We start from the raw sequence: 24,011 nt of genomic DNA, 5'->3' as shown, positions 1-24,011 counted from the left end.
ATGGCGCTGCCACATTTGGAGGCCACCGCAACATGTTGCATTCAGACACACGAAAAAATCCCCCGCTTCGAATGAAGCGAGGGATTTTAGCCTGTGACCCCAACCGGATTTGAACCGGTGTTGCCGCCGTGAGAGGGCGGAGTACTAGGCCGCTATACGATGGGGCCGTAACATCTTGAACCAAGATGCTCGCTGGGATACCAGGACTCGAACCTAGAATGACGGTACCAGAAACCGTAGTGTTGCCAATTACACCATATCCCATTATTATTTGCTCCGGCTTGTTTTCCTTTCGGAACTCATCGCCGCAACGAGTAATAACTCTATACGAGCTTTTGAGGGCATGCAACTTGAAATCTGTAGAGCTGGCTCACATTCAAGTAGTTAACCCCGCGTTTACCCTTATTTCTAGCGGTTTTTAGCCCCAAAATTATTGTAAAAATTCCTGAAAAAGCCGCTGCAGGCGTCCTACTTCCCCACTTTTCTCCCCTCCCAGGTCTTATAAAAAGCACCGCCCCGCTCCCCTATTAGGTGGGTTCACGGGGCGGTGTGTGAGCTAAACCTCAAAATTTTTTAGGCCAGCGAAGCGCGGAGCTTCTTCAGGCGGGCAAGAGAGGAATCCTTGCCCAGAATCTCCATAGACTCGAAGAGCGGCGGTGAGATGCGCTGGCCGCTCATGGCGGTGCGCACCGGGCCGAAGGCCAGGCGGGGCTTGATCTCAAGACCGTCGACGATAGCTTCGCGCAGGGCAGCTTCGATGGTGGCAGCGGTGAAATCAGTCAGGCCCTCAACGGCGGTAATAGCCGCGTCAAGAACTGCCGGTGCTGACTCCTTGAGCTGCTTGGCGGCGTCCTCAGCAACCTCGATGTTCTCGTCTGCGGTGAAGAGGAAGCCCAGCAGGCCGGGGGCCTCGCCCAGAAGCTGCATGCGCTCCTGCACCAGAGGGGCTGCCTCGGTCAGAATAGCCTGCTCACGCTCGGTCAGATTCTCGAAGCTCTCAGCGGATACCAGTTCAGCCTTATGCAGGAAGGGAACCAGGCGGTTGCGGAAGTCCTCTGCCTCCAGCAGACGAATGTGGGTGCCGTTGATGGCCTCTGCCTTCTTCAGGTCGAAGCGGGCGGGGTTGGCCAGAACGTCCTTGATGTCGAAGGCAGCAACCATCTGATCCATGGTGAAGATGTCTTCATCGTGGGAAAGGGACCAGCCCAGCAGGGAGAGGTAGTTGAGCAGGCCTTCCTTGATAAAACCGGCATCCAGCAGGTTGTAGAGGCTGGACTCGGGGTCGCGCTTGGAAAGCTTCTTGTTGCCCTGGCCCATGACGTAGGGCAGGTGGCCAAATTCGGGGATAAAGCTGGTGACGCCAACCTCAACCAGGGCCCGGTAGAGGGCAATCTGGCGGGGAGTTGATGACAGCAGGTCCTCACCACGCAGCACGTGGGTGATGCCCATGAGGGCATCGTCAACGGGGTTAACCAGGGTGTAGAGGGGCTTGCCGTTAGCGCGGACGACCACGAAGTCGGGTACAGAACCGGCCTTGAAGGTGATATCACCGCGCACCAGGTCGTGGAAGGTGATGTCCTCATCGGGCATGCGCAGGCGCAGCACGGGGGTACGGCCCTCGGCGCGGTAGGCGGCCTTCTGCTCTTCGGTCAGGTCGCGGTCGAAGTTGTCGTAGCCCAGCTTGGGGTCTTCACCCTTAGCCTTGTGGCGCTCTTCAACCTCTTCGGGGGTTGAGAAATCTTCGTAGATGAAGCCGCCGGCCTTGAGCTTTTCTACCACGTCAGCGTAGATATCCATACGCTCTGACTGGCGGTAGGGGGCGTGGGGGCCGCCGATGCCGACGCCCTCGTCCCAGTTGATGCCCAGCCACTGCAGGGATTCGAGCACCTGGTTGAAGGACTCTTCGGAGTCACGGGCGGCGTCGGTGTCTTCAATGCGGAAGACCATGGTACCGCCGGTGTGCTTGGCGTAGGCCCAGTTAAAGAGGGCGGTTCGCACCATACCCACGTGCGGGGTGCCGGTGGGTGAGGGGCAGAAGCGGACGCGGGTCTCGCTGGGGTCGTTGAGTTTCAGAGCGTAATCACTCATGGATGCGGGCACATCCCTTTCTAGTTGAAAGCTGTTCGTAGGTTCTAGTTTACTCGGCGCGGACGGTGTTGATGAGGGAGCCGATACCCTCAACCTCAATCTCGACCTCGTTACCTGCGCTCAGGCGTCCTACCCCTGCGGGGGTACCGGTGAGAATCACATCGCCGGGTAGCAGGGTGAAGTATTCGCTGGCGGCGGCGACGAGTTCGGCGACGGAGAAGACCATATCGGCGGTGGTGCCGTCCTGCTTGAGGTCGCCGTCAACCCAGGTTTGGATGGTGAGGTCGTCGGTATCCAGGTCGGTTTCGATCCAGGGGCCGATGGGGCAGGCACCGTCAAAGCCCTTGGCGCGGGCCCACTGGATGTCGGTTTTTTGGGCGTCGCGGGCGGTCAGGTCGTTGGCGACGGTGAAGCCGTAAATCACTTCAGGCACGCGGTCCAGGGGTACGGACTTGGCGATGCGGCCGATCACGACGGCGAGCTCACCTTCGAAAGAGACGTTATCTGACCATTCGGGCAGGGCGATGGGGTCGCCGGGGCCGATGACGGAAGTGTTGGGCTTGAAGAAGAACTGGGGGGTGGTGGGGGTTTCGTTGCCCAGTTCGGACGCGTGGTCACGCCAGTTGCGGGCCACACCAATGACCTTGGAGCGGGGGATGATGGGGGCAAGCAGGCGGACGTCGGCGATGGGGTATCGCTTGTCGGTGGGGTTGATGCCGGTGTAGAAGGGGTCGCCGGAGAGGACGGTGATGGTCTCTTCCCCGGGCTCACCTTCAACCAGGCCAAAGTGCAGGGTATCGTCTACGGTAAATCGGGCAATGCGCATGGTTCTAGACTACCGGACTCCCCGCCCCCGCCCCAGAATGGACCATTTAAATCGGAAAAACCCACCTGGCTGGTGGTCTTTTCTGACTCAGATGGTACCTACCGTAGTGGTTGACAGTATCCGCCCCACTCCCCTACAGTAATCACCAGTTCTTGTTCCCTACGGAAGGCTCCCCAGTGGATTTTTCAGCGGCTCTCTAGACCACGCTGAAACCCCTCACCGCGGTTTTCAGCACCTTATCTCTTTGACGCTGAATGGATCGCACCCTCATGCCTATTTCCGTACCCGAACCCCACCTTTCTTTTAATAGCCTCAGCCTGATTTGGCCCGACGGCACCCCCTGCTTTGAAAACCTCACCGGCGCTGTCAGTGCCCCGGTTACAGCCCTCATTGGCGATAACGGCTCCGGCAAATCAACCCTGCTCAAGCTCCTAACTGGCACGCTAGAACCAACGAGCGGCAGTATCACCCGGCCTGGCACCGTCGCCTACCTGCCCCAGGATTTAGGGCTCACCCCGCAGACCACCATCGCCGACCTCTTCGCTATCACCGACGTCCTCGATGCTCTCACCGCGCTAGAAGCCGGTGACTACTCCGAAGAGCTCTACGACCGGATCGGTGATAACTGGGATGCCGCTGAGCAAGCCCAGGCTGCCCTGGCCGCGTCCGGCTTCTCCCCCGCCCTAGCCGCTACCGACGCCCGCGCCCTCATGCGGCGCACCGTCGGCACGCTCTCGGGTGGCGAAGCCGTTACCGCAGCCCTCACGGCACTGGTTGCCTCACGCCCCGGCGTCCTGCTGCTCGATGAACCCACCAACAACCTCGACGCTGACGCCCGCGCCACTCTCTACCGGATTCTAGACAGTCTGCCTTGCCCCGTGCTCGTGGTCAGTCACGACCGCGACCTGCTAGAGCGGGTCGATGAAGTGCTGGAACTCAGGCAGGGAACCCTGCGCTCTTTCACCGGTAACTACAGCGCCTACCGGCAGGCCATCGATAACGAGCAGGACGCCGCTGCCCGCCACCTGCGCGAGGCCAAGCAGGTTGAGCGGCAGGAAAAGCGGGAGCGCATCGAGGCAGAAACTAAGCTGGCCCGCGCGGCCCGGGCTGGGGCGACTGCCCAGGCTAACCGGCGGGGTTCGCGTATGTCGATGGGGCTGGCGGCGGCGTCGGCCCAGCGGTCGGCCGCTAAGGTTCGGCAGACCCACCAGGGTAGGCTAGATGCCGCTACTGCCACCCGCCAGGCCCGGGAGCGGGATATCCGCGAGGACCAGCCCATCTACCTTGACCTGCCCGACACCCGGGTGCCAGCAGGTAAACGGGTGCTGGAACTCATCCTGCGGCAGGCTGATAGGCAGGACGCCAGCCCCCACCAGGGTGAGCAGGAGCAGGCAGGCGACGGGGCGGCTGCTATTCCGCCCCTGCCTGAGCGGCTGATTGTCCAGGGCCCGGAGCGCCTACGGCTAGCCGGGGCTAACGGGTCAGGTAAGAGCACCCTGTTGAGGGCCATCATGGGTGATTCTCAGGCTGCTGAAACCGCCCGCTACGCCTGCGACTACCGGGTAGAGAACACCGGTTACCTGCCCCAGCGTTTGATTCTGCCCCAGGAGCAGAGCATGCTGCAGCTGGTCATGGCAGCCAACCCGACGCTGACTGAGCAGCAGGGCCGCGATGATCTGGCCCGGCTGCTCTTCCGCCGGGAACGGGTGCACCTCCCCGTGGGGGTTCTCTCCGGTGGCGAACGCTTCCGGGTGGCCCTGGCGACCGTCCTTTTGGCCAGCCCGGCACCGCAGCTGCTGATTCTGGACGAACCCACCAACAACCTCGATATGGCCTCGGTGGACTGGCTGGTGCAGGCGTTAGCCTCCTACGAGGGTGCGCTCCTGGTGGTCAGCCACGACGAAGCCTTCTGCGCGCAACTGGGCCTGATGGGCGTCCTGACTCTGCCCGCCCTGCCCTAGTCAGCAAGGGGACCGCAAAACCAAAAAAGGACCGCATATTTTGCGGTCCTTTTTTGGAAATCTGGTCCCTTTGCAGGGCAGCCGACAAAGGGTAGGCTAGACCAGCTTCACGTTCCAGCCCAGGCGGTCCTCGACCTTACCGGTCTGAATGCCTACCAACTCTTCGCGCAGGGCCATGGTGACCTCACCGCCGTCCGCGCCAGAAGCCGAGGGAATCTCAAAGTCAGCGGCCTTGAGCTTACCCACGGGGGTAATGACGGCAGCGGTACCGCAGGCAAAAATCTCGGTAATCTCACCAGAAGCTACGCCCTCGCGCCACTCGCTCAGGGTAATCTTGCGTTCCTCAACAGTGTGGCCGCGGTCCTCAGCCAGCTTGATAATGGACTTGCGGGTCACACCGCGCAGAATCGTGCCGGTCAGCTCAGGGGTGACGATGCGTCCGTCCTTGTAGACGAAGAAAACGTTCATGCCGCCCAGCTCTTCAATGGCGTCATCGCGGTTGGGGTCCTTGAAGATGACCTGCTTGCAGCCCTGGGCCTCACCCTCCAGCTGAGCAGCCAGAGAAGCCGCGTAGTTACCACCGCACTTAGCCTCACCGGTGCCGCCCACACCAGCGCGGGCGTAGGTGGTCGAAAGCCAGATATCGACGGGCTTGGGGGTGCCGAAGTAGTTACCAGCAGGAGACGCAATGATGAAGAAGGAGACCTCGTGCGCCGGGCGAATACCCAAGAAAGCCTCGGTGGCAATCATGAAGGGGCGCAGGTAGAGGGATTCACCCTCACCGGAGGGAACCCAGTCAGCGTCAATAGTCACCAGCTGGCGGATCGCCTCAACGAAGAGCTCTTCGGGCAGGTTAGGCAGCACCAGGCGGTCAGCTGACTTGTTCAGTCGAGAAGCGTTTTCTTCGGGGCGGAAGGTGGTGATGGACCCGTCCGCCTGACGGTAGGCCTTGATGCCCTCGAAGATTTCCTGGCCGTAGTGGAAGACGGACGCCGCCGGGTCCAGGCTCAGGGGGCCGTAGGGCAGAACCTGGGCGTTGGTCCATTCGCCGCCGTCGGTGTGGGTGCCGTGCCAGTCGATGCGCACCATGTGGTCGGTGAAGAAGTTGCCGAAGCCGGGGTTGGCGAGAATTTCGGCGCGGCGTTCGTCGCTGGCGGGATTGGGGTTGCGGTTGATAGTGAATTCGAGTGACATGCTCATCCTTCAAACGGTGTCGTGGGGTCTGTATTCTAGGGTACCCCAGTGGCTTGAGCTCTGTTAGCTAGCTTACGCAAGACCCCACCGGGTTTCGGTGGGGTGCTGGCGTTTTAGTGGAGCTGGGCGAGGATTGCATCGCCTATTTCGTCGGTGGCGCGGGTTGCGCCGGGGTTGGCTGCGAGGTCTGCTTCTACCGCCTGTTCGATGCGGGCGGCACTGGTCTCGTGGCCCAGGTGGCGCAGGAGCATGGCAGCGGCCAGGACGGTTGCGGTCGGGTTGGCCTTGTTCTGCCCGGCGATGTCGGGGGCTGAGCCGTGGACGGGTTCGAACATGGAGGGGTAGGTGCCGTCAGCGTTGATGTTGCCGCAGGCGGCGTAGCCGATTCCGCCGGTGATGGCACCTGCCTGGTCGGTGAGGATGTCGCCGAAGAGGTTATCGGTGACGATCACGTCGAAGCGGGCGGGGTCGGTGGTGAAGAAGATGGTGGCTGCGTCGATGTGCAGGTAGTCGGTGGTGACCTGGGGGTATTCTTCGGCGACCTTGTTGAAGATGCGGGTGTAGAGGGCACCGGCATTGACCAGCACGTTGGTCTTGTGAATCAGGGTCAGCTTTTTCTTCTCGCGGCTGGCTGCCAGCTCGAAAGCGTAGCGCACCAGGCGCTCGATGCCGTAGGCGGTGTTGACCGAAACTTCGGTGGCGATTTCGGCATCGGTTCCGGCGCGAAGCACACCGCCGTTACCGGCGTAGGGGCCTTCGGTGCCTTCGCGGACGACGACGAAATCGATGTCTCCGGGGTTGGTCAGGGGGGAGACAGCTCCGGGGAAGAGACGGGAGGGGCGCAGGTTGATGTAGTGGTCGAAGGAGAAACGCAGGTTGAGCAGGATTTCTCGTTCAATCAGGCCGCTGGGCACGGCGGACGAGCGCGGGTCGGCTCCCACAGCGCCGAAGAGGATGGCGTCGTGCTGGGCGAGCGCGGTCTTGGTCTCTTCGGTGAGGGTCTGACCGGTTGCAAGCCAGTGTTCTGCACCGAGGGGGTATTCGGTGGAGGTGACAGTGATGTTGTCGAGTTCGGCGGCGCGGGTGAGGACGCGGTGGGCTTGGGCTACTACTTCGGGGCCGATGCCGTCGCCGGGGATTACTGCCAGGTTGATGGAGCTGTTTTCAGTCATGGTTTAAGGCTAGTCCTGCGAGTGCAGCTTTGCCCATATTTTGACTGGTGGTTTCATATATTGATCTAGGGTGTGAGGTGGTCGGTAGCTGGTAGGGCCGCTACCGGCTTATTGCCTGTGGGAGCTACTTCTAGAGTGGTAAGCCTGCCACCAGCCAGATGGGCGAGGACGAGCGCGTCCCCGTCCTGGGTACCTACGGATAGGTAGGTACGGGGCAGGTCCTGGTCGATGGGCTCGCCCGGGTAAAGCAGGTTGTAGGTGAGGCAGGTGCCGCAGTCGCAGGTCTGCTCTATCTGAGCTTCTTCAAGGGCAGCAGTTGCTGCCTCACGTTCTGCTGTATTCGGTTCACGGTCGCTCGGGGTGAGGGGCATAGCCAGGTGCAATACCGCCCCAAAGAACTCTTTTTCTTGTTCCATAGCCACACTATAAAAGAGAACCACATGCCTTGTCACCAGCCCCAGAATTTATTCGGGGCTCAACAAGGCATGTGGTTCTATAGGTGGTGAGAAAGGTTAGACATTCTTCTCAATCAGCTCCTTGACCGCCTCAACCTCGTTGGGCAGGTCAATCACGTGGCGGTCGGCGTCCATGATGCCGGCAAAACGCTTAGGGATAGCGGGCTCGGCGCCGGTGGCTTCAAGGATGGTTTCAGCGAACTTGACCGGCAGGGCGGTTTCCAGGCAGATGATGGGGGTATCCACCTTCTCTGCCCAGTCACGAGCGACCTTGACGCCGTCCGCGGTGTGGGGGTCAAGCAGCACACCCAGGCGCTCATTGGCATCGCGGATGGTGGCGACGCGGTCGGCGTGGGTTGAGCGGCCCGAGGCAAAGCCGTAGCGCTCAGCTGCCTCTGCAAAGGCAGGGTCATCGGTCAGGGAGAAGCCGCCCTGACGCACCTTGAGACCAAAGAGATCGGCGGTACGCTCAGCGTCACGGCCCAGCAGGTCGTAGATGAAGCGCTCAAAGTTGGACGCGCGGGAGATATCCATGGAGGGGCTGGAAGTCTCGTAGGTATCAGCCGAGGAACGCACCCGGTAGTCGCCGGTGCGGAAGAATTCGTCGAGCACGTCGTTCTCGTTGGTGGCAACAATCAGACGGTCGATGGGCAGGCCCATCTGGCGGGCGATATGGCCGGCACAGATGTCACCGAAGTTACCGGTGGGTACGCAGAAGGAAACCTGCTGGTCGTTGCTTTTGGTAGCGCGAATCCAGGATGAAACATAGTAGACAATCTGAGCCATCAGGCGGGCCCAGTTAATGGAGTTCACCGCACCGATACGCTTATCAGTCTTAAAGGCAGCGTCAGCTGAGATAGCTTTGACGACGTCCTGGCAGTCATCGAAGACGCCATCGAGGGCGACGTTGAAGATGTTTTCGTCGTCCAGGCCGAACATCTGAGCCTGCTGGAAGGGGGTCATACGGCCAGCGGGGGTGAGCATGAAAACTTTGATACCGGGGCGGCCGCGCATAGCGTATTCGGCAGATGAACCGGTATCGCCCGAGGTGGCACCCACAATGTTGAGGGTTTCGCCGCGGCGGCCCAGCTCGTATTCGAAGAGCTCGCCCAGCAGCTGCATGGCCATGTCCTTGAAGGCGGCGGTGGGCCCCTCAGACAGGTGGCCAATCAGGATGCCAGGTTCCAGTTCGGTCACCGGAACAATCTCTTCTGAGGCGAACTTGGGGTAGGAGTAGGCCCGGGCGGTCATAGCCCTGATGTCTTCAGTCGGGATATCGTCGATGAAGAGCTGCAGTACTTCTGCGGCCAGGGCTGCGTAGCCTTCCTCAGCAAGCACAGCACGCCAGCGGGTCAGAGTGGCGTCGTCGAGGGTGGGGTAGGTTTCGGGCAGGTAGAGGCCGCCATCGGGGGCAAGACCGCCGAGCAGAATATCGGTGAACTTAGCTGGGGTGCGGGTGGTGTCGCGGGTTGAGATGTACTGCATGGATACAAGCCTACCGAAACTGCCCGGCCGGTGGTGCTAGGCGCTCATACTGCGGTATGAATTTGGGGTGCGGACGCCCGCCGCCGCCTTCCCGGGGTCGGGGCGGCTTTTAGACTTAGGAAGGTGGATACCCTACAGATAGAACTGGCTACTACTCAGCGCCGGAAGAAGCTGGTCAATGCGTTTGCTGTTGCCCTGGGGCAGATACTGACCCTGGTGATAACGCTTGCCTTCGGTCTCTCTATGGTGGAGGGAACCTGGGCGCTGGTTTATATAGTGGCCTGGCTGGTTGCTACGTCGAGTCTCTACTTCAGGTATTCCCGGCCGATTCTGGTCTTGGTTCTGGTGGTGGTGTCGCTGTTGGTTACCATACCCGCCCAGTACCCGGCGGTGGGTTCCTGGTGGGCTGCCCCGGTGATGGTTTACCACCTGGTGCGGTATTTTTCGAGGCCGGTGCGTATTGGAATTTTTGTCGTAGCTCTCTTAGCTTCAGTCGTCGGTGGGTTTGTTTTCGCCCGCCCCTTTCTGGTCTATAACCCCAGTTCCTTCGAGTTCTACGCCACCGCCCTAACTGCTGCTTTTATCTGCGCGGCGATTGTCACGATTGCCTGGTTCTTTGGCGACTCCCGGCGGCTTCGCGAGAATCGCCACCGGGCCCTAATTGAGCGGAACCGCCAGCTAGAGCACGAGCGGGAGCAGGAACGGGCCCTTGCCGCCCTCGATGAGCGGGCCCGCATTGCCCGCGAAATGCACGATATCGTGGCTCATTCACTGTCTGTCATCATTGCCCAGGCGGACGGCGCCCGCTACGCTGCCGCTGCCCAGCAGGCTGGGAGCGGGGCGGGGGCGTCCGCGCAGAATGAGCCCGTGGAGCTAGCCGCCCTGGGCACGATTTCTGAGGCGGCGCGGTCGTCCCTGCAACAGATGCGTACCCTGCTGGGGGTCCTGCGCACCGATAAGGGCACCACCGTTGAGCCCCTCCCGGCCCTGCACAACGTCCCCCAGCTCGTTGAGCAAACACAGAAGCTGGGCATACCGGTGCGCTTTAGCACGGTATCGGGGGTTGAAGAGAAACTACCGCAGGGCGCCGACCTGACCATCTACCGTATTGTGCAAGAGGCCCTGACCAACGTGGCCAAGCATTGCCCGGGCACTCCCCTGGTGACCGTCACCATTAGCGAGGGTAAGCAGACCCTGGATATCGATATCACCAACCTGCCCCAGGCCGAGCCCACCCAGCCCCTGCCCGGTGCCCGTCGGGGGCTGCTGGGCATGCGCGAGCGCGTCGATATGTACCACGGCACCCTGCACTACGGCCGCCTAGCCGATGGGTCTTTTAGGGTTTTTGCCCAGATTCCCTTCGTGCCCTAGACCCGCTTGAATAAGAACCAACCAACCGATGATGACCAGGAGCGATAGAGTAAAACCGTGATTAGAGTTCTTCTTGTAGATGACCAGCAGCTTGTACGTTCTGGCCTGGCTATGCTGATTGGGTCGCAGGCCGATATGCAGGTGGTGGCCCAGGCCGGGGACGGCCAGCAGGCTATCGAGCTGGTCGCCGAGCTGCAGGCCGCGGGGCTGGGGCCTGATGTAGTGCTCATGGACGTGCGCATGCCGGTGCTCGATGGCATCGAAGCCACCGGCGCTATCATCGCAGCCCACCCGGAGGTCAAGGTGGTTATGCTGACCACCTTCGATATCGACGACTACGTCTACGCTGCGGTGCAACGCGGGGCCAGCGGCTTCCTGCTCAAGGACGCCCCGCCAGAGCAGCTTCTCGGAGCCATTCGGACGGTGCAGCGCGGGGACGCCGTCATCGCCCCCAGCGCCACCAAGCGGCTGCTTGAACAGATGATTCCCCAGCTGGCAGGGGGCGCACCCACCCAGCCGGCCCCCCAGAAACACGCTGAAAAAATTGCCAGCCTGACCAACCGCGAGCGCGAGCTCTTCTTGCTCATTGCCCAGGGCCTATCGAACGGTGAGATGGCCCAGCAGCTCTTTGTTTCTGAGGCGACCGTCAAAACCCATGTCTCGCATATTCTGGCTAAGCTTGAGGCCCGCGACCGCGTGCAGGCAGTGATTATTGCCTACGAGGCAGGGCTGGTTTAACCTTCGATACTGAAAATTATTAGGTTCCGCAGACTCACAGCGAAGCTGCTGGCTCGGTGGCTGGCGTGAATCGCCGTATGAGCGAAGCGAATCGGGCGAGAGGGTCGGCAGCGAGCGTGAGTCTGCGGAACCTATTTCATACGAGCCTATTTCATACCTAGGTATGAGGCCTGCCCCTTTCGCTTCACTCCCTAGTGCGATGTGCCCTACCCCACTGCCTTGCCATACTGGGTATATGAGCACCTCACACGCTATTCCCATCGCTGTTTCTGCCCGGAATCTTTCTAAAACCTACGCGGGCGAGTCCCCCGTGCACGCCCTGCGCAATATTTCCATTGATTTTGAGCGGGGCAAGTTCACGGCCATCATGGGCCCCTCTGGCTCCGGCAAGTCAACCCTGCTGCACACCCTGGCAACTCTCGATGCCCCCGACCCCGGGGAGCAGACGTCCGTACAGGTCAAGGGCGTAGAGCTGACGGGGCTCAAAGACGCTGCCCTAGCTGAGTTCCGGGCCCGTAATATCGGCTTTATTTTTCAGGCCTTCAATCTGATTCCCACGCTCACAGCGGCCCAGAATATGGAGCTGCCCCTGGGCCTGGCCAAGATGGCGGTTGATACCATCTGGCGCGATGAGCTGGTACGTACCCTGGGCCTTGAGGACCGCCTCAAGCACCTGCCTTCCCAGCTCTCCGGCGGGCAGCAGCAGCGGGTGGCGATCGCCCGAGCCCTGCTCCCGCGCCCGGCCGTCATTTTTGCGGACGAGCCCACCGGCGCCCTCGACTCGGTGACCAGTACCGAGGTGCTGAGGCTCCTACAGCAGGCCAGCCGGGAACAGGGGCAGACCATTCTGATGGTGACCCATGACCCGCTCGCGGCCTCTTACGCTGATCGGGTGCTCTTGCTCAAGGACGGCCAGCTAGCCGGTGGTCTCGAAGCCCCCACCCAGACCAGTGTGCTCTCAGCCCTGGCAAGGCTAGGTGATTAAGATGGCTACCACCTTAGCTACCGTTGCCTTTTCTAACCTGGGCAAGCACCGCCTGCGCTTTGCCCTCACCTCTATCGGCATCGCAATTTCAGCCTTCTTTCTCACCGCTGTGCTACTGATTAATACCTCCTTCTATGACGAGGTGAGGCAGGCAGCAGGCCAGAAGTACTCCACCGCCGATGCCGTTGTTGAAACCACCAACAAATTCACTCAAGGGGACGCCACCGACTTCCTTCTCAGCAAGGAGCAGGCCGACCGGGTGATGAGTCTTCCCGCAGTTGAATCGGCCTGGGCAGTGGCCTCTACCTACTCCGTTATCCATACACGGGCTGAAGGAGAGCAGGCAGAGAGCACCTACAGCATCGTCCAGGCCGATATGCCAACCGAGGCCTTCTTCCCCTATCCTCTGAAAGAGGGCAGCCTACCGGCGTCCGCCCATCAGATAGTGATTACCGACCGGACAGCCGAAGCTCTCTCTGTAGGGGTGGGCGGGACGGTCGTTCTCGATGATCTTTCTACCGTAACCGAGCAGACCGACCTGACAGAGCCCCTCCCCCAGGCGGCCTACACCGTCACCGGTATCTACGAACGCCCCACAGGCTACAGAGCGGGACCAGATATGGTCTTTACAACGGGTAACGGTGTAGCAAACTACATCGAACGCAGCCAAGCCTACTGGGTGATTACCCCCGACGGCATCTACAAACAGGTTCTTCTGAAGCTCAAAGACCCCACCTCCACATCCTTAGTGGAGCTCAAGCAGGCTCTTGCCAGCTCTCCCGGCCTTACCGTCTCGTCGGTTGAAGAACAGATCAAGAACGATGTCGGCAAGGAAGTGGGCAGCTACACTGCCCTGCTCTCTATTCTTTTCGGTTTTGGGGCTCTCTCGCTCCTTATGAGCTCCTTCATCATCGCCAGCACCTACAAGGTGCATGCGGCAGCCCGCTCCCGTGAACTGGCTCTGCTCCGTACCCTGGGCGCTACCTGCCTAGCGGTGGTGCGCATGCTCCTGGTTGAGGCAGCAGCCCTCGGCGCACTCTCCTCCCTCGCAGGTATCGTAACCGCCTACCTTGCCGCTCTAGTTTTCAACGAAAGTGGCCGCATCACCTTTAACCCCCTAGCGGGTGCCCTCGCCATGCTGGTCTGCACGCTCGTCACCCTCGCCGCCGTACTCAAGCCGGTCTGGGCAACCCGGACTATACCGCCGGTGGCAGCGCTCAACGGCTACCAGGAGCTTCCGAACGCTCCCCGCACCATGCACACCTGGGCTTATGTCGTCCTCTGCCTGGTACTCACCCTGGCTACAGTAGTCTGCGCCTTAGCCGGTCTTCAGGAGAGCCATGCGGGTCTCATCATGCTGGCTACGGTTCTGGCCGCCCTTACCTTCGTGGTGGCAGCTCCCCTGCTCGTCGCACCGGGCATCGCCCTGCTCCGAATCTTTGCCCGCCCCTACTCCACCGCGGCCCTGGCCCACAGCAATATCGCCCAATCACGGGCGTCCGCCTCGGTGACCGTGCGTATGGTCTTTATCTGCGCGGCCTTCGTCAGCGCAGCCCTCACCGGTTATTCCACCATGCAGCAGAGCTTCATGGCAGAGCTAGACCGCGACTACCCCTACGACGTTGAAGCGGTACTTGCCGAACCAGATGCCGCCCGCCTGCAGGAGATACAGCGCCAGGTTTCCCAGCTCGACGGTGTTGACGCTGCCCTTGCGGCCCTGCCTCAGGGTAGTGTGGTGACCTCGTCTGATAGCTGGTTCAGCACAACGGTCTATTCCGTAGATCCCGAAACCTTCACCCGCCTGCACGGTGAGCAGACCGGCCAGAAGCTAACCGAGCAGACGGTTCTACTGAGCCAGGCCTATGCAGATTCCTTCGGGTTTCAGGAGGGCCAGCAGCTCTACATCGAAGGAACCCGTGACGCTGTAGAACTCACCGTCAGCATCACCCCCGATACGCTGCGCGGCTTCCTCATCACCACGCAGAATGGCACCCTCATCAGCGGTACGGACCTGGTAGCCCCCACCGGAGAGAACATCGAGGCAGGCCTGCTCCTAGCCGATTTTGACCCCGGTATCAGCTGGGGCGACCGGTTCTCTGTGCTCAACCCCATCGCCGAAATCACCGGCCTCGACGCGGGTGAACTTTCGGGTATAGCCACCGAAAAAGCCCGCTTGCAGGGTGATATGCGCTCAGTTCTCTGGGTCGTTCTGGGGCTTCTATCGGCCTCACTGCTGGTCTCACTCGTGGGGCTTGCCAACACCCAGCTACTGAGCACCCAGCAGCGGCGCAGGTCCTACGCCCTACTTCGTATCAACGGCCTCTCCAGCCGTCGATTGCAGGCCGCTGTCAGCTACGAAACCCTGCTACTGGCTGTCTTCTCCCTCATCTGGGGTGCTGGAGCCGGCCTTGCTACCGCCCTACTCCTGCTCCAGGTTTTTGCTGTCAACAATTTCAACCTGGTCTACAGCGTGCATGCCTGGCACTACCTAGCGGTTATCGCAGGCGGCCTTGCCCTGGCCTGGGCCACGGTCTTTTTCCCGGCCCGGTCAGCCTCCCGCATACCGCCGGTTGCCGCCCTACAGGAGGTGAACTAGCGGGGCGAAGCGGGCGTCCGCCCCCTCAGAGAAGCGGACGCCCGCCCCTGCCCTAGCTGGCAGAGGGGCTAGCGGTGGGGGTAGGTACCGTCACCGATGAGGTGTTCTTGGGGTCGGTCTTATCAGCGGCAACCCGCTCCCCGGCTGTAGCGTGAATCGCTTCGAGCTCTTTAGAGAACTGCTCAAGACGCTGGTAGACAGCCTCATAGTAGGAGTTCTTCAGGTCGGTGATAGAAGAGTCAAAGGAAATGCTCTCACGGCAGGAGATATCGGCCTGCAGCATCTTCTCGGCGCTATCTGCCCTCAGCAGGCTAGCGCTGTAGGCTGCCTGGTCGGTGCTTGAGACCTGGCCGAACCCCGCGTCCTTCATGCAGGTAGCCCACGACTCCTGCAGGGTCAGGTAGTTCTCATCGGCCCGCAAACTAGTATCAATGGCCTGGGCAAACTCAGGTGCTAGCAGGGCAGCCTTCACGCCGCTCTCCACAGAACCATAGATGTACTCGTAGCTCTGGGTCATGCAGCCAGCCGAGTTCAGTTCTCCACTGGAATACTCCATGAAGGTGACGGTAAAGGTCTCGCCGTCCTTACCCAGGTAGGCGTCCAGCCCCGCCTCGTCAAAGCTGGCGGTCGCCCGCCCCTCGGCTGCCGGGAGCTGCCCATAGCCAGAAGCCTTCAACTCCTCGGTCGTGCGGCCAGTGTAAACGGCAGAATCTAGTGTTAGTCCAGCCTCAGGCTCCTTATAAATACCTCCGGTTTCAGCCACACAGCGCTCCACAAAAGCCCGGCGGGCAGACTCAGCCTCAGCTGGCGGGAAAATCCAGGACTGCAAACTGTCAATGTGCTCAGTCTTGGCGGTCTCTGCGGTCAACTCGTCAAAGTTCTGGGGCTGCGAAGAACAACCAGCCAGCCCCAAAGCTGTGAAACAGCCAAGTACTGCGATCCCTTTTACACAGCGGTTCGTAAGTAATGACACGGCGTCCTCCCTAGATAATCAGCCTCAATTCTAACTACTATGAATAAGCAGCATCACCACAATCCCTGAATGAATCCACGACGACCTCGTCACAGAAAGCAGACTACTACCGTTATGACCTCCCTTGATCAGCAAGGACTTCAGACCAGCCGCCGTGGCCTCATGCGCTTTGCCGCGCTTACAGGTGTGGCAGGTGTTGCCACCGCAGCAGGGACCGTAGCCATCAACGCTACAGCCCATGCCGCAGATGCCAGCTCTAGTGTCTTCCCCGCCGACCTCACCTACCCCACTGTTTCTGGCCCCTCTCTAGCCCTATGGGGTAGCTCCTCCTTCGAAGGTGCCCAGGCAGAACAGGGTGTTCCCGCAGGTTTTGACGCCCGTATGAAGACCCTGCTCAGCAGCTACCTCTCAGCCCCTGTTCTAGAGTTCGGCCGTGGTGGCGAGACCTCAACCATGATTGCTGCCCGCCGCGGTGTAGCAAGCAACATCTATAAGCTCTCCTTTCCCAAAGACCGTATTCCTGCCAGCGGCAGCGTCACGGTCTCCCTCTCTGATTCAAACGTCGCGTGGGGGTCAAGTGCCTATGTGCCCGGTTATGTAGGCGGTGTAGCTGGCGTACTGGAAGCAACCGATACTGAGGGTACCTATCTCTTTACTCGCATGGTTGCTGGGGACGAAATATATGCACCAGCTCAAACTCAGGCTGCCTGGTTTTACTCTTATCAAGAGATGATTAGTCGGTCCTCGTACCATGTCATTCAGATCGGTCGAAATAACATGCCTGAACTTTCGCTCCTGCAGAAGAACACCCAGGCATGCTTTGATTTGGCTCCCGAACGTACGATTGTTATGGGGCACTTTGGCTCCCGCGGAGATGGCACGGGGTCTGACCGGCTCAAGCAGGCGCAGGCCTATAATTCCTGGGCGGCAGATACCTACGGGGATTTGTTTATGAACCCTGAGACCTATCTACGCGAGACGACCCAGGAATCCTGGCTGCGGTACGGCGCTCTTTCTGGTTCCGGAGTTTGGTCGTCTGATGAGGACCGTAAGGCCTACGAGGCTGGGCGGGTTCCGCCGTCTCTGTATTCCTCAGACGGTCTGCACCTGAACGGCTGGGGTTACGTTGCCCTGTCGCAGATGATCTACTACAAGGTCACAAACCTGGGTTGGTTCTAATCCCTCAGGAGTGAGAATAAGGACGCGTCCCCCACCTTTCCTGCGAAAGGTGGGGGACGCGTCCTTTAATGCATTGCTAGGAAACGCCGCTAGTAGCCTAGGCGCTCTTGGGCTCCTCATAGCGGGGGAAGATGGGGGCCGGTGCGGGTAGCTCGGTGCCGGGTTCCAGAGCCCGGTCAAGTGCTACGAAGAGGCGGTTCTCGGGAGCAACCGCCAGCAGGTCGAGCATCTTGCCCATGGAGGTGGGCATAACCGGCTGGGTGAGGGTTGCGACGATGCGTAGCACCTCCGCGGTCACGTAGAGCACGGTGTTCATGCGCTCCAGGTCGGTCTTGCGCAGCTTCCAGGGCTCCTGGGCGGTGAAGTAGCGGTTAGCTTCGCCCACGACCTGCCAGATGCGCTCCAGGGCGCGGTGGAAGGCCTGCTCGTCGAAGTCAGCGCGGACGGGCTCGTACAAGGAAGCTGCCATCTCAAGCATGGCGGTATCTTCTGCGGTGAAGGCGCCGTGGGCAGGAACCTTACCCTCGCAGTTCTTTGCGACCATGGAGAGGGAGCGCTGGGCTAGGTTACCCAGGTCGTTGGCTAGGTCGGAGTTAATACGGTTCTTGATGCCTTCAGCTGAGTAGGAGCCATCCTGGCCGAAGGAAACATCGCGCAGCAGGAAGAAGCGCAGCTGGTCCAGGCCGAAGCTGGCAACCAGGTCAGCGGGGTCAACCACATTGCCGATGGACTTGCTCATCTTCTCGCCGTCAACCAGCAAGAAGCCGTGGCCAAAGACCCGCTTGGGGATCTCAAGACCGGCTGACCAGAGGAAGGCGGGCCAGTAGATGGCGTGGAAGCGGGTGATGTCTTTACCAATCAGATGAAGATCAGCGGGCCAGAACTTAGAAAAGAGTTCACCCTCGGTATCGGGGTAGCCCAGACCGGTGATGTAGTTGGTCAGGGCGTCCACCCAGACATACATAACGTGCTTTTCGTTGCCGGGTACAGGTACGCCCCAGTCGAAGGTGGTGCGGGAGATGGAAAGGTCGGTCAGGCCGTTCTTGATGAAGGCGGCCAGCTCATTGCGGCGGGATTCGGGGTAGATGAACCCCTCGGTGGAGTAGAGCTCCAGCAGGCGATCGCCGTACTTGGAGAGACGAAAGAAGTAGGATTCCTCTTCGGTCCATTCAACCTCGGTACCGGTTGAGATAGCGTAGCGGACGCCGTCGCGCACCTCGGTTTCGTCGTCGGTGTAGTAGGCCTCGTCGCGCACCGAGTACCAGCCAGCGTACTTATCCAGGTAGATATCGCCGTTCTCTTCCATCTTCTTCCAGATGGCCTGAGAGGCAGCGTAGTGGTCGGTATCGGTGGTGCGGATAAAGCGGTCGTAGTCGGCACCTACCAGATCGGCCATAGCGCGGAAGCGGGCTGAGTTCTCGTCTGCCAGTTCCTTAGGGGTCTTGCCCTGTTTGGCAGCGGTGGTCTGCATCTTCTGCCCGTGCTCATCGGTACCGGTCATGAAGCGCACGTCGAAGCCGTCAAGCTTCTTGAAGCGGGCCATGGTGTCGGCGGCAATAACCTCGTAAGCATGCCCGATGTGAGGGGCGCCGTTGGGGTAAGAAATTGCGGTGGTGATGTAGTAGGGGGTAGCAGTCATAGTCACGATTTTACAGGTTGGGGAAGGAACCGGCGACCAGCCCACCCCACTTCGGGGTAAGAACTATTCCCGCAGGGGCTAGCAGCAAAGGGCTGGGTCTATCACAGTGAACTAAGCGAGTCTGGGCTAGCGGGAGAGATAGATCAAACCATAAGATAGCCGTAACTGCTACTCCTAAAACTTTCAGCTGTGCATCTACCCAAGTAGAACCATGAGCCTGAATACTTACCTGGTACCGTTAGAACAGTAACTACTCCAAGATGCAGATAGAAAGAGCTGGCGAGGATGACCGATACTCTTAATTTCAGATACGAAGACCTCCAATCGGTCATAGATATCTTCGAAAAAACCCGAGCAAACTTTGAGACCCTAGCTAGTACTGCCTGCGAACACTCTGCAAGCCAGGACCCGGTAGCTGAGCACCATGCCAGTGTAGTTAGAGGGCAGGACGGAAAGCTTCTGACTAGCGCGATGGAAGCATTTACCAATGCCCGCGACGGAGCGCAAGAAGCTTATAGGTCGTTTAAAGCAGCAGATGAAGGAGGGAAATAGGGTCCATGTCTACACGTCCTAGTGATTGGTCCCCTCTGACTGGAGGGGATCCCTGCCCCGGAGATCCCGATGCCTGGATTTCCATCTCAAACTTTTGGTGGGAACAGCGCAACTATCTTATTGATCCTTATCGTGAGTCTCTTTTGGAATACACGAGTATCGATGGTGAGGGTAACCGAATCCGCAGGCTTGAGGCGGTAGCTTCAGACGGTGCGGGCCTAGTGTCTCATATAGCCTATGCCTATGAAAAGGCATCTGATGCTGTAAGTAAATGGGAAAGACAGTTAAGAGGTATGCAGGAGCGTGCTGATGCTGCATTGAAATCAGCTCAAGATGCTCAAGCAACGAAAAACGATGCGCAGGATAAGATTGCGAGGCTGGAGGAAGAGGCTCAGCAAGATGAAAGCCCTGATCCGATTATTGCCCTAACAATTCATGGGTGGACGGGGCATGGTGGTTTGCGTGGGGATATTGCTGACGCTGATGCGGCAATTGCTGATGCGCAAAGAATTGTTGATGATATCCGGGAGGAATATTCGACAAAGGCTTCTGAGATTATTGGGCAGTATTCGATTGCCGATTCGGTCGACGCTCTCTATAACAACCGTGGTGGCACCTCTCATCAAGGTAATCCTTTTAGAACCCCTAGTGATGTCTTGACGAGTTTTGATCTTTTTGATTCATTGACCCTGATACGTGCATTTGAAGATGCTAGAACATCGGAAGAAGATATGCCACGGTTACTGGATCTGCTCTCACAGATGACGCCTGAACAGATTCAGACTTTTTTCATTGCCAATCCAAAATACGCGGTGTTTGCTACGAATCCTATTGGTGGAGACAACGTGCAACGCGCGAAAGATGGCCAGAAGTGGTGGAATGCTCAGAATCAATTCATTGATTCTGAGGGGAACTGGCGTTCAATAAATGTTGATGATCAGGTACCACCTGGAACTTTGAACGAAGCGCAGCGAAAAGCTCTTATCCAATATGCTCCCGGTCTTGTTGGAAATATGCAGGGTATTCAGTACACCTATAGGTCAGAGGCCAATGTGAATTTGGTGAGGATTCTTTCTCAGGATTCTGAAGAAGCCAGAAATCTTGAGAAAGTTGATGGTCTTGAGTTGCCTGATTCCCCGTTCGATCTTGAAAAGCTGTATTTGCCAGATAATGTACGTGGCACGGCAAGAAATATGCTTAAGCAGTATGAGGAAAATAAAGCTAACTATCCTGACGTACAGATTATCACCTTTGAAGTATCAACAGGCCGCTTAGATGAAGAGCATTGGGATGATATAAAAGCAGCTTTCGCATTTGGTAATTTAGACGAAGCAGAGTCAATTAGTTATCTTACGCATGGCATTGATAATAGTGCTCTTCGAGACAGTGACGTCAACAACCACATCAGATCAGCCGCTTCCCTCTACAAAGCTGAAGAATTTTCTTATAAGAAAAACGGGAACGGGGAAATAAAACATGCAACTGTTGCCTGGATGAATTATGAAGCACCCAAGGGGCCTACAGAAGACCTTTCCGTTCTCGATAATGATAAAGCACATGAAGGTGGGCACCGCTACGCTCAGGATCTCGATACGCTGAATACCTTAAGGGGAGAGGAAAATATTCGCCTGAATACTGTTGCTCATTCCTATGGAACAGATACGACCTTTTCTGGTATGACGGAAATGAAAACTCAAGTTGATAGCGCTGTCTTTCTAGGATCTGCGGGGCTTGACCAAAAACAAGTGGATTATGTGAAATCCCATCCGGATCATTTAGCTGTGGATATCAATAATATTGCCTATACACATGCCTCAGAGGACACTATAGCTCCTATGGGTTACCTCAAATTCTGGAATAAAACAAATCCCTCGGATATATCAACCTTAGATGGAGCCAAACCCACTGAGCTTACTTCAGATGGTGGTTATACCCAAGAGGGTATCTATCTTCAAGATACGGACGGTCACGCCCTTTATGATGAGGATGGTCTTGAGGGCTATCTCAAACCTGGTACATCAGCTCTTTACCAAACATCTCTATGGACCACCGGTCACAGAGACAAAATTGGTAGGCTACTTGATTACGTAGACTCCTCAGACTTCACTGAGATCAAATCTGTCGGACCAAATAATTACACCTATTTACCTGATAATGACCGAAAGACGCCCGTAAGCCAAGAGGAGCTTCGAGAATATGCTCGAGCTCGTGGAATCGACTGGGAAGACGTCCAAAAGACAGAGTAAAACATGAACAAGAACCCGATCAGAAAAATACTGCTATCAATCACCATCTGTTCACAACTTCTCATAACAGGATGCGGCACCATGAACACCCCACAAGCCTCAGAATCAACAGCTACACTATCGGCCAACGAAGTATATAAAAATCTCTACACCACAGTAACGCTAGCTGCCTCAGCCAACGGGGACTACAAAAAATTTAAATGGAAACACGGCAAAGAAAATTTCCCCTACAAAGAATCGTCCTGGGCTGATGTCACACCTATTTCATGTGATGCGAGCCATCGAAGAATCGAGATTTATGCCACCATGGAAGACCCTTCACCAACCACCACAACCTTCAAAGAAAAAGCTGAAAAGGTAAGACATGCATGGGAAGCCAAAGGGCTCGAAGTCCGCAATGTTTGGGCAGACGATGTCTCTTTTAGTATTGCCACTGATTTGCCTGATCAGACGACCGTAGTTTACTCAGTTGCCGATAAGCTTGAAGTAATTGACGCAGAAACGCAATGTTTACCTGGATTAGAAGATGACCAGAAATCTACCGCTGAAGTCATTCCCGCTGAAATAGCACAATAAAGTCAGCTGTTGGGTAAAACCTATTTTTTACTCAATTTCTTTTGAGACAGATTTTTTACTTAATATTTTTTGGAGAAAATAACAATGACTCAGGAAAAGACACCCGCTCCCGAACCTGAGCAGAGCTCTACCAACGGAATTATCATTGCGGCTCTCATAGGTTTTCTTGCATGCGTATTCCTTGAGCTATCAATCATATTTTGGGGCACTGATCAACAGCTCACACCCATAAGTATCTTCCTGCCGTACGGCGCAGCCATCTTTTTAGGTATAGCTCTTTTAGTTCCTCTTTTTAGGAAGAGTGAGAGTAAAATAATTTCATCGATTCTCGCCATTTTATATATTATCCTTGCTTTTGCAATAGCTTCTTTTGTCGCCGCTATAGCTGGCTGGTCAATCTATTCAAACGGAATGCATCGATAAAAACGTTTGTTTCAGGGTTCCTCCCCTTTTATACCTAGCCTGGCAATCCCACTTACGACTACCGGGTATATCAGCCCGAAGAATGACAGCTTCCCTCATTCGGTGTTGATAGGGCTTAGGTTTTGTAGCTAAAAAGCGTGATTGCCCGATAGCCTACAACTGCTCCGTTGCAGTCCCATTCACCGGAACAAACAGCACAGCAGGTCTAGCACTAGGGTCGATGGTCAAACCACCAGCCTCAACTAGACCTGCCACGCATACTGCCGACGAGCCTTGCTCTCGTCAGAAAATATCACCGGTTTCGGCTCATTCTAAAGCCCGCCGCGCCAGTCCTTGGGAGCGAACTGAAGGTGCTGGAAGGGGAAGTCGTGCAGGTTTTCGGGTGCCTGGCCGTACTTTTTCTGCACCTGGGTGTACCAGCGTGAATTGCCCTGGTTTGCTTCGGTCTGGGTGGTGTCGTACTCATAGTTAGCCGCCATGCACCAGATGTTACGGTCACTACCATAGCCACCGTATTTCTGCACGGCCTTAGCAATCATGAGGGTCAGTGGGCGCAGCCCCAAAGTATTGAGGTTAACGGCGGGGTTGATACGGAACCACTGCCCCTCGTACGGCGCAAGAGCATCGGATAGGTTACCGTCACCCTGGCGGGCGGGCCAGGAGAAGCCGCTACGCGCATTGGGTAGGGTGAAAGAGACTGCGTGGTTAATAGAACCGGCAAGAACCTCGTCAATACCGATTTGGGTGAGTTCACTGGCCATACCGACCACCGAGCTTGTGCCACCGGTCAGTTGCAGGCTGTGCTTAGAGCCGGGGAGCTTGTGGGCATCTTTAATGTAGCCGCCAGAGCTGTAGTGCCACTGGCCGGCATGGCTGCCGCTGGTTGTTTTGTTGACCTGGTAGAGGGAGCGCCAGATACCGGTTCCCTGATCGTAAATAGCGATAGAGCGGTCGCCGCCACCGGGAATCTGGAAGTTTTTAGGAACGGGCAGGCGGACAGCCGTTTCGGCGCCCATTAGCTTCTTGTACTCAGCGCTCTGGTACTTAACCCGGTTATCGAGGCTGTAGAACCATTCGTAGTGCTGAGCAGGGTCTTTGCTGTTCACCGTGTGATGGGGATATTGTAGGCAAAGACGTTACCGCTCAAAGGTAGTTTGCCCTTGAATTGGTCGCTCACATACCTGCTGTGTAGGTTCTTGAGGTAGCTGGCCATCTGTGCAGAGTTAGAGAGAACGTGCATCTGCGAGACATTCCGCTGGGCAACCGTTCCTCGCGCAAGGTAGGAGGTGGGGCTCAGCGGTGAAGCGGTGGCAGCTGATGCCTGTTCCACGGGTAGGGTCATAGCCGCTATACCTCCAACGAACAGGGGCGCCAGGCCCCGGCGGGTAATGGGGCGTGCAGAAGACATTGAACATCCTTTGTCTCGGGGTCTGTGGGTGCCAGTACCAGTGGGTACTACCGGGATATTTCCCCGCGGGACGCCCGTTATTTCACAGGCTGTAAGCACCAGCGGTTGCTACCGACCGGCTCTAACCTACCAGTATTGTGCATC

Annotated in this window: 20 protein-coding genes and 2 tRNA genes; 10 read left to right on the top strand and 12 right to left on the bottom strand. The window is 57.8% G+C overall.

The window, feature by feature from the left end:
• Positions 1-94 precede the first annotated feature (94 nt).
• From HWU94_RS04645 to HWU94_RS04630, 4 genes are all read right to left on the bottom strand, one after another.
• Positions 95-167 (bottom strand) — tRNA-Glu (locus tag HWU94_RS04645).
• A gap of 25 nt (positions 168-192) precedes the next feature.
• Positions 193-264, bottom strand: a tRNA-Gln gene (locus tag HWU94_RS04640).
• A gap of 309 nt (positions 265-573) precedes the next feature.
• Entirely contained in the window at positions 574-2,088 is a 1,515-nt protein-coding gene (gene gltX, locus HWU94_RS04635) for a glutamate--tRNA ligase (protein ID WP_185174511.1), read from the bottom strand.
• A 49-nt stretch (positions 2,089-2,137) separates the two neighbouring features.
• Positions 2,138-2,914, bottom strand: a complete 777-nt coding sequence (locus HWU94_RS04630; RefSeq protein WP_185174510.1) for a fumarylacetoacetate hydrolase family protein — start codon at positions 2,912-2,914, stop codon at positions 2,138-2,140.
• Positions 2,915-3,183: 269 nt separating this feature from the next.
• Here HWU94_RS04630 and HWU94_RS04625 point away from each other — a divergent pair, with 269 nt between their 5' ends.
• Positions 3,184-4,875 (top strand): ATP-binding cassette domain-containing protein, encoded by a 1,692-nt coding sequence (locus tag HWU94_RS04625; RefSeq protein ID WP_185174509.1) that lies wholly within the window; start codon positions 3,184-3,186, stop codon positions 4,873-4,875.
• Positions 4,876-4,971: 96 nt separating this feature from the next.
• On the opposite strand, the gene HWU94_RS04620 is transcribed toward HWU94_RS04625, so the two are convergent.
• From HWU94_RS04620 to thrC, 4 genes are all read right to left on the bottom strand, one after another.
• Entirely contained in the window at positions 4,972-6,069 is a 1,098-nt protein-coding gene (locus tag HWU94_RS04620) for a branched-chain amino acid aminotransferase (protein ID WP_185174508.1), read from the bottom strand.
• 113 nt (positions 6,070-6,182) lie between these two features.
• Positions 6,183-7,241 (bottom strand): 3-isopropylmalate dehydrogenase, encoded by a 1,059-nt coding sequence (locus HWU94_RS04615; RefSeq protein WP_185174507.1) that lies wholly within the window; start codon positions 7,239-7,241, stop codon positions 6,183-6,185.
• A gap of 65 nt (positions 7,242-7,306) precedes the next feature.
• Positions 7,307-7,657, bottom strand: a complete 351-nt coding sequence (locus HWU94_RS04610) for a hypothetical protein (RefSeq protein WP_185174506.1) — start codon at positions 7,655-7,657, stop codon at positions 7,307-7,309.
• A gap of 96 nt (positions 7,658-7,753) precedes the next feature.
• Complete coding sequence (gene thrC, locus HWU94_RS04605) at positions 7,754-9,181, bottom strand: threonine synthase (protein WP_185174505.1); 1,428 nt, start codon at positions 9,179-9,181, stop codon at positions 7,754-7,756.
• Between the two features lie 123 nt (positions 9,182-9,304).
• Between thrC and HWU94_RS04600 the strand changes: the two genes are divergently transcribed.
• The 4 genes from HWU94_RS04600 (at position 9,305) to HWU94_RS04585 (ending at position 14,871) form a co-directional block, all read left to right on the top strand.
• Positions 9,305-10,552: a sensor histidine kinase gene (locus HWU94_RS04600; RefSeq protein WP_185174504.1), complete on the top strand. Its 1,248-nt coding sequence runs from the start codon at positions 9,305-9,307 to the stop codon at positions 10,550-10,552.
• 57 nt (positions 10,553-10,609) lie between these two features.
• A complete protein-coding gene (locus HWU94_RS04595; RefSeq protein WP_409348799.1) occupies positions 10,610-11,290 on the top strand; it encodes a response regulator in 681 nt (226 codons plus the stop codon).
• A gap of 235 nt (positions 11,291-11,525) precedes the next feature.
• The gene (locus HWU94_RS04590) at positions 11,526-12,275 is read left to right on the top strand and encodes an ABC transporter ATP-binding protein (RefSeq protein ID WP_185174503.1); all 750 of its coding nucleotides are present in this window, start codon (positions 11,526-11,528) and stop codon (positions 12,273-12,275) included.
• Position 12,276: 1 nt separating this feature from the next.
• A complete protein-coding gene (locus tag HWU94_RS04585) occupies positions 12,277-14,871 on the top strand; it encodes an FtsX-like permease family protein (protein WP_185174502.1) in 2,595 nt (864 codons plus the stop codon).
• A gap of 52 nt (positions 14,872-14,923) precedes the next feature.
• Here the strand turns inward: HWU94_RS04585 and HWU94_RS04580 are convergent, their stop codons facing one another.
• Positions 14,924-15,739: a hypothetical protein gene (locus HWU94_RS04580; RefSeq protein WP_185174501.1), complete on the bottom strand. Its 816-nt coding sequence runs from the start codon at positions 15,737-15,739 to the stop codon at positions 14,924-14,926.
• 219 nt (positions 15,740-15,958) lie between these two features.
• On the opposite strand from HWU94_RS04580, the gene HWU94_RS04575 reads away from it, so the two are divergent.
• The gene (locus HWU94_RS04575; protein ID WP_185174500.1) at positions 15,959-17,023 is read left to right on the top strand and encodes a hypothetical protein; all 1,065 of its coding nucleotides are present in this window, start codon (positions 15,959-15,961) and stop codon (positions 17,021-17,023) included.
• 97 nt (positions 17,024-17,120) lie between these two features.
• Here the strand turns inward: HWU94_RS04575 and metG are convergent, their stop codons facing one another.
• Positions 17,121-18,662 carry a methionine--tRNA ligase gene (gene metG, locus HWU94_RS04570; RefSeq protein ID WP_185174499.1) on the bottom strand — a complete coding sequence of 514 codons (1,542 nt, stop codon included), beginning with the start codon at positions 18,660-18,662 and terminating at the stop codon, positions 17,121-17,123.
• A gap of 285 nt (positions 18,663-18,947) precedes the next feature.
• On the opposite strand from metG, the gene HWU94_RS04565 reads away from it, so the two are divergent.
• The 4 genes from HWU94_RS04565 to HWU94_RS04550 all read left to right on the top strand — a co-directional run bounded on the left by HWU94_RS04565 (position 18,948) and on the right by HWU94_RS04550 (position 22,459).
• Positions 18,948-19,214, top strand: coding sequence for a hypothetical protein (locus tag HWU94_RS04565; RefSeq protein ID WP_185174498.1), 267 nt, complete (start codon positions 18,948-18,950; stop codon positions 19,212-19,214).
• Positions 19,215-19,219: 5 nt separating this feature from the next.
• Entirely contained in the window at positions 19,220-21,460 is a 2,241-nt protein-coding gene (locus tag HWU94_RS04560) for an alpha/beta hydrolase (protein ID WP_185174497.1), read from the top strand.
• A 3-nt stretch (positions 21,461-21,463) separates the two neighbouring features.
• Entirely contained in the window at positions 21,464-22,036 is a 573-nt protein-coding gene (locus HWU94_RS04555) for a hypothetical protein (protein WP_185174496.1), read from the top strand.
• 84 nt (positions 22,037-22,120) lie between these two features.
• On the top strand, positions 22,121-22,459 hold the full coding sequence (locus tag HWU94_RS04550) for a hypothetical protein (protein WP_185174495.1): 339 nt from the start codon (positions 22,121-22,123) through the stop codon (positions 22,457-22,459).
• Between the two features lie 311 nt (positions 22,460-22,770).
• Here the strand turns inward: HWU94_RS04550 and HWU94_RS04545 are convergent, their stop codons facing one another.
• Together HWU94_RS04545 and HWU94_RS04540 are read right to left on the bottom strand one after the other, a co-directional pair.
• Positions 22,771-23,565 (bottom strand): hypothetical protein, encoded by a 795-nt coding sequence (locus HWU94_RS04545; RefSeq protein ID WP_185174494.1) that lies wholly within the window; start codon positions 23,563-23,565, stop codon positions 22,771-22,773.
• Positions 23,562-23,867: a hypothetical protein gene (locus HWU94_RS04540; RefSeq protein ID WP_185174493.1), complete on the bottom strand. Its 306-nt coding sequence runs from the start codon at positions 23,865-23,867 to the stop codon at positions 23,562-23,564. The genes HWU94_RS04545 and HWU94_RS04540 overlap by 4 nt, the downstream gene beginning before the upstream one ends.
• Positions 23,868-24,011 lie beyond the last annotated feature (144 nt).

The organism is Rothia nasimurium (genome assembly GCF_014217215.1).
Classification (GTDB): domain Bacteria; phylum Actinomycetota; class Actinomycetes; order Actinomycetales; family Micrococcaceae; genus Rothia; species Rothia avistercoris.
Note: the sequence above shows the minus strand (reverse complement) of the source record. Positions and strands in the feature narration are given on the sequence as shown.

Bases quoted from the DNA above. Each gene is read 5' to 3' on its own strand.
- gltX (WP_185174511.1), bottom strand. From the start codon at position 2,088: ATGAGTGATTACGCTCTGAAACTCAACGACCCCAGCGAGACCCGCGTC.
- HWU94_RS04630 (WP_185174510.1), bottom strand. From the start codon at position 2,914: ATGCGCATTGCCCGATTTACCGTAGACGATACCCTGCACTTTGGCCTG.
- HWU94_RS04625 (WP_185174509.1), top strand. From the start codon at position 3,184: ATGCCTATTTCCGTACCCGAACCCCACCTTTCTTTTAATAGCCTCAGC.
- HWU94_RS04620 (WP_185174508.1), bottom strand. From the start codon at position 6,069: ATGTCACTCGAATTCACTATCAACCGCAACCCCAATCCCGCCAGCGAC.
- HWU94_RS04615 (WP_185174507.1), bottom strand. From the start codon at position 7,241: ATGACTGAAAACAGCTCCATCAACCTGGCAGTAATCCCCGGCGACGGC.
- HWU94_RS04610 (WP_185174506.1), bottom strand. From the start codon at position 7,657: ATGGAACAAGAAAAAGAGTTCTTTGGGGCGGTATTGCACCTGGCTATG.
- thrC (WP_185174505.1), bottom strand. From the start codon at position 9,181: ATGCAGTACATCTCAACCCGCGACACCACCCGCACCCCAGCTAAGTTC.
- HWU94_RS04590 (WP_185174503.1), top strand. From the start codon at position 11,526: ATGAGCACCTCACACGCTATTCCCATCGCTGTTTCTGCCCGGAATCTT.
- HWU94_RS04585 (WP_185174502.1), top strand. From the start codon at position 12,277: ATGGCTACCACCTTAGCTACCGTTGCCTTTTCTAACCTGGGCAAGCAC.
- HWU94_RS04575 (WP_185174500.1), top strand. From the start codon at position 15,959: ATGACCTCCCTTGATCAGCAAGGACTTCAGACCAGCCGCCGTGGCCTC.
- metG (WP_185174499.1), bottom strand. From the start codon at position 18,662: ATGACTGCTACCCCCTACTACATCACCACCGCAATTTCTTACCCCAAC.
- HWU94_RS04565 (WP_185174498.1), top strand. From the start codon at position 18,948: ATGACCGATACTCTTAATTTCAGATACGAAGACCTCCAATCGGTCATA.
- HWU94_RS04560 (WP_185174497.1), top strand. From the start codon at position 19,220: ATGTCTACACGTCCTAGTGATTGGTCCCCTCTGACTGGAGGGGATCCC.
- HWU94_RS04555 (WP_185174496.1), top strand. From the start codon at position 21,464: ATGAACAAGAACCCGATCAGAAAAATACTGCTATCAATCACCATCTGT.
- HWU94_RS04550 (WP_185174495.1), top strand. From the start codon at position 22,121: ATGACTCAGGAAAAGACACCCGCTCCCGAACCTGAGCAGAGCTCTACC.
- HWU94_RS04540 (WP_185174493.1), bottom strand. From the start codon at position 23,867: ATGTCTTCTGCACGCCCCATTACCCGCCGGGGCCTGGCGCCCCTGTTC.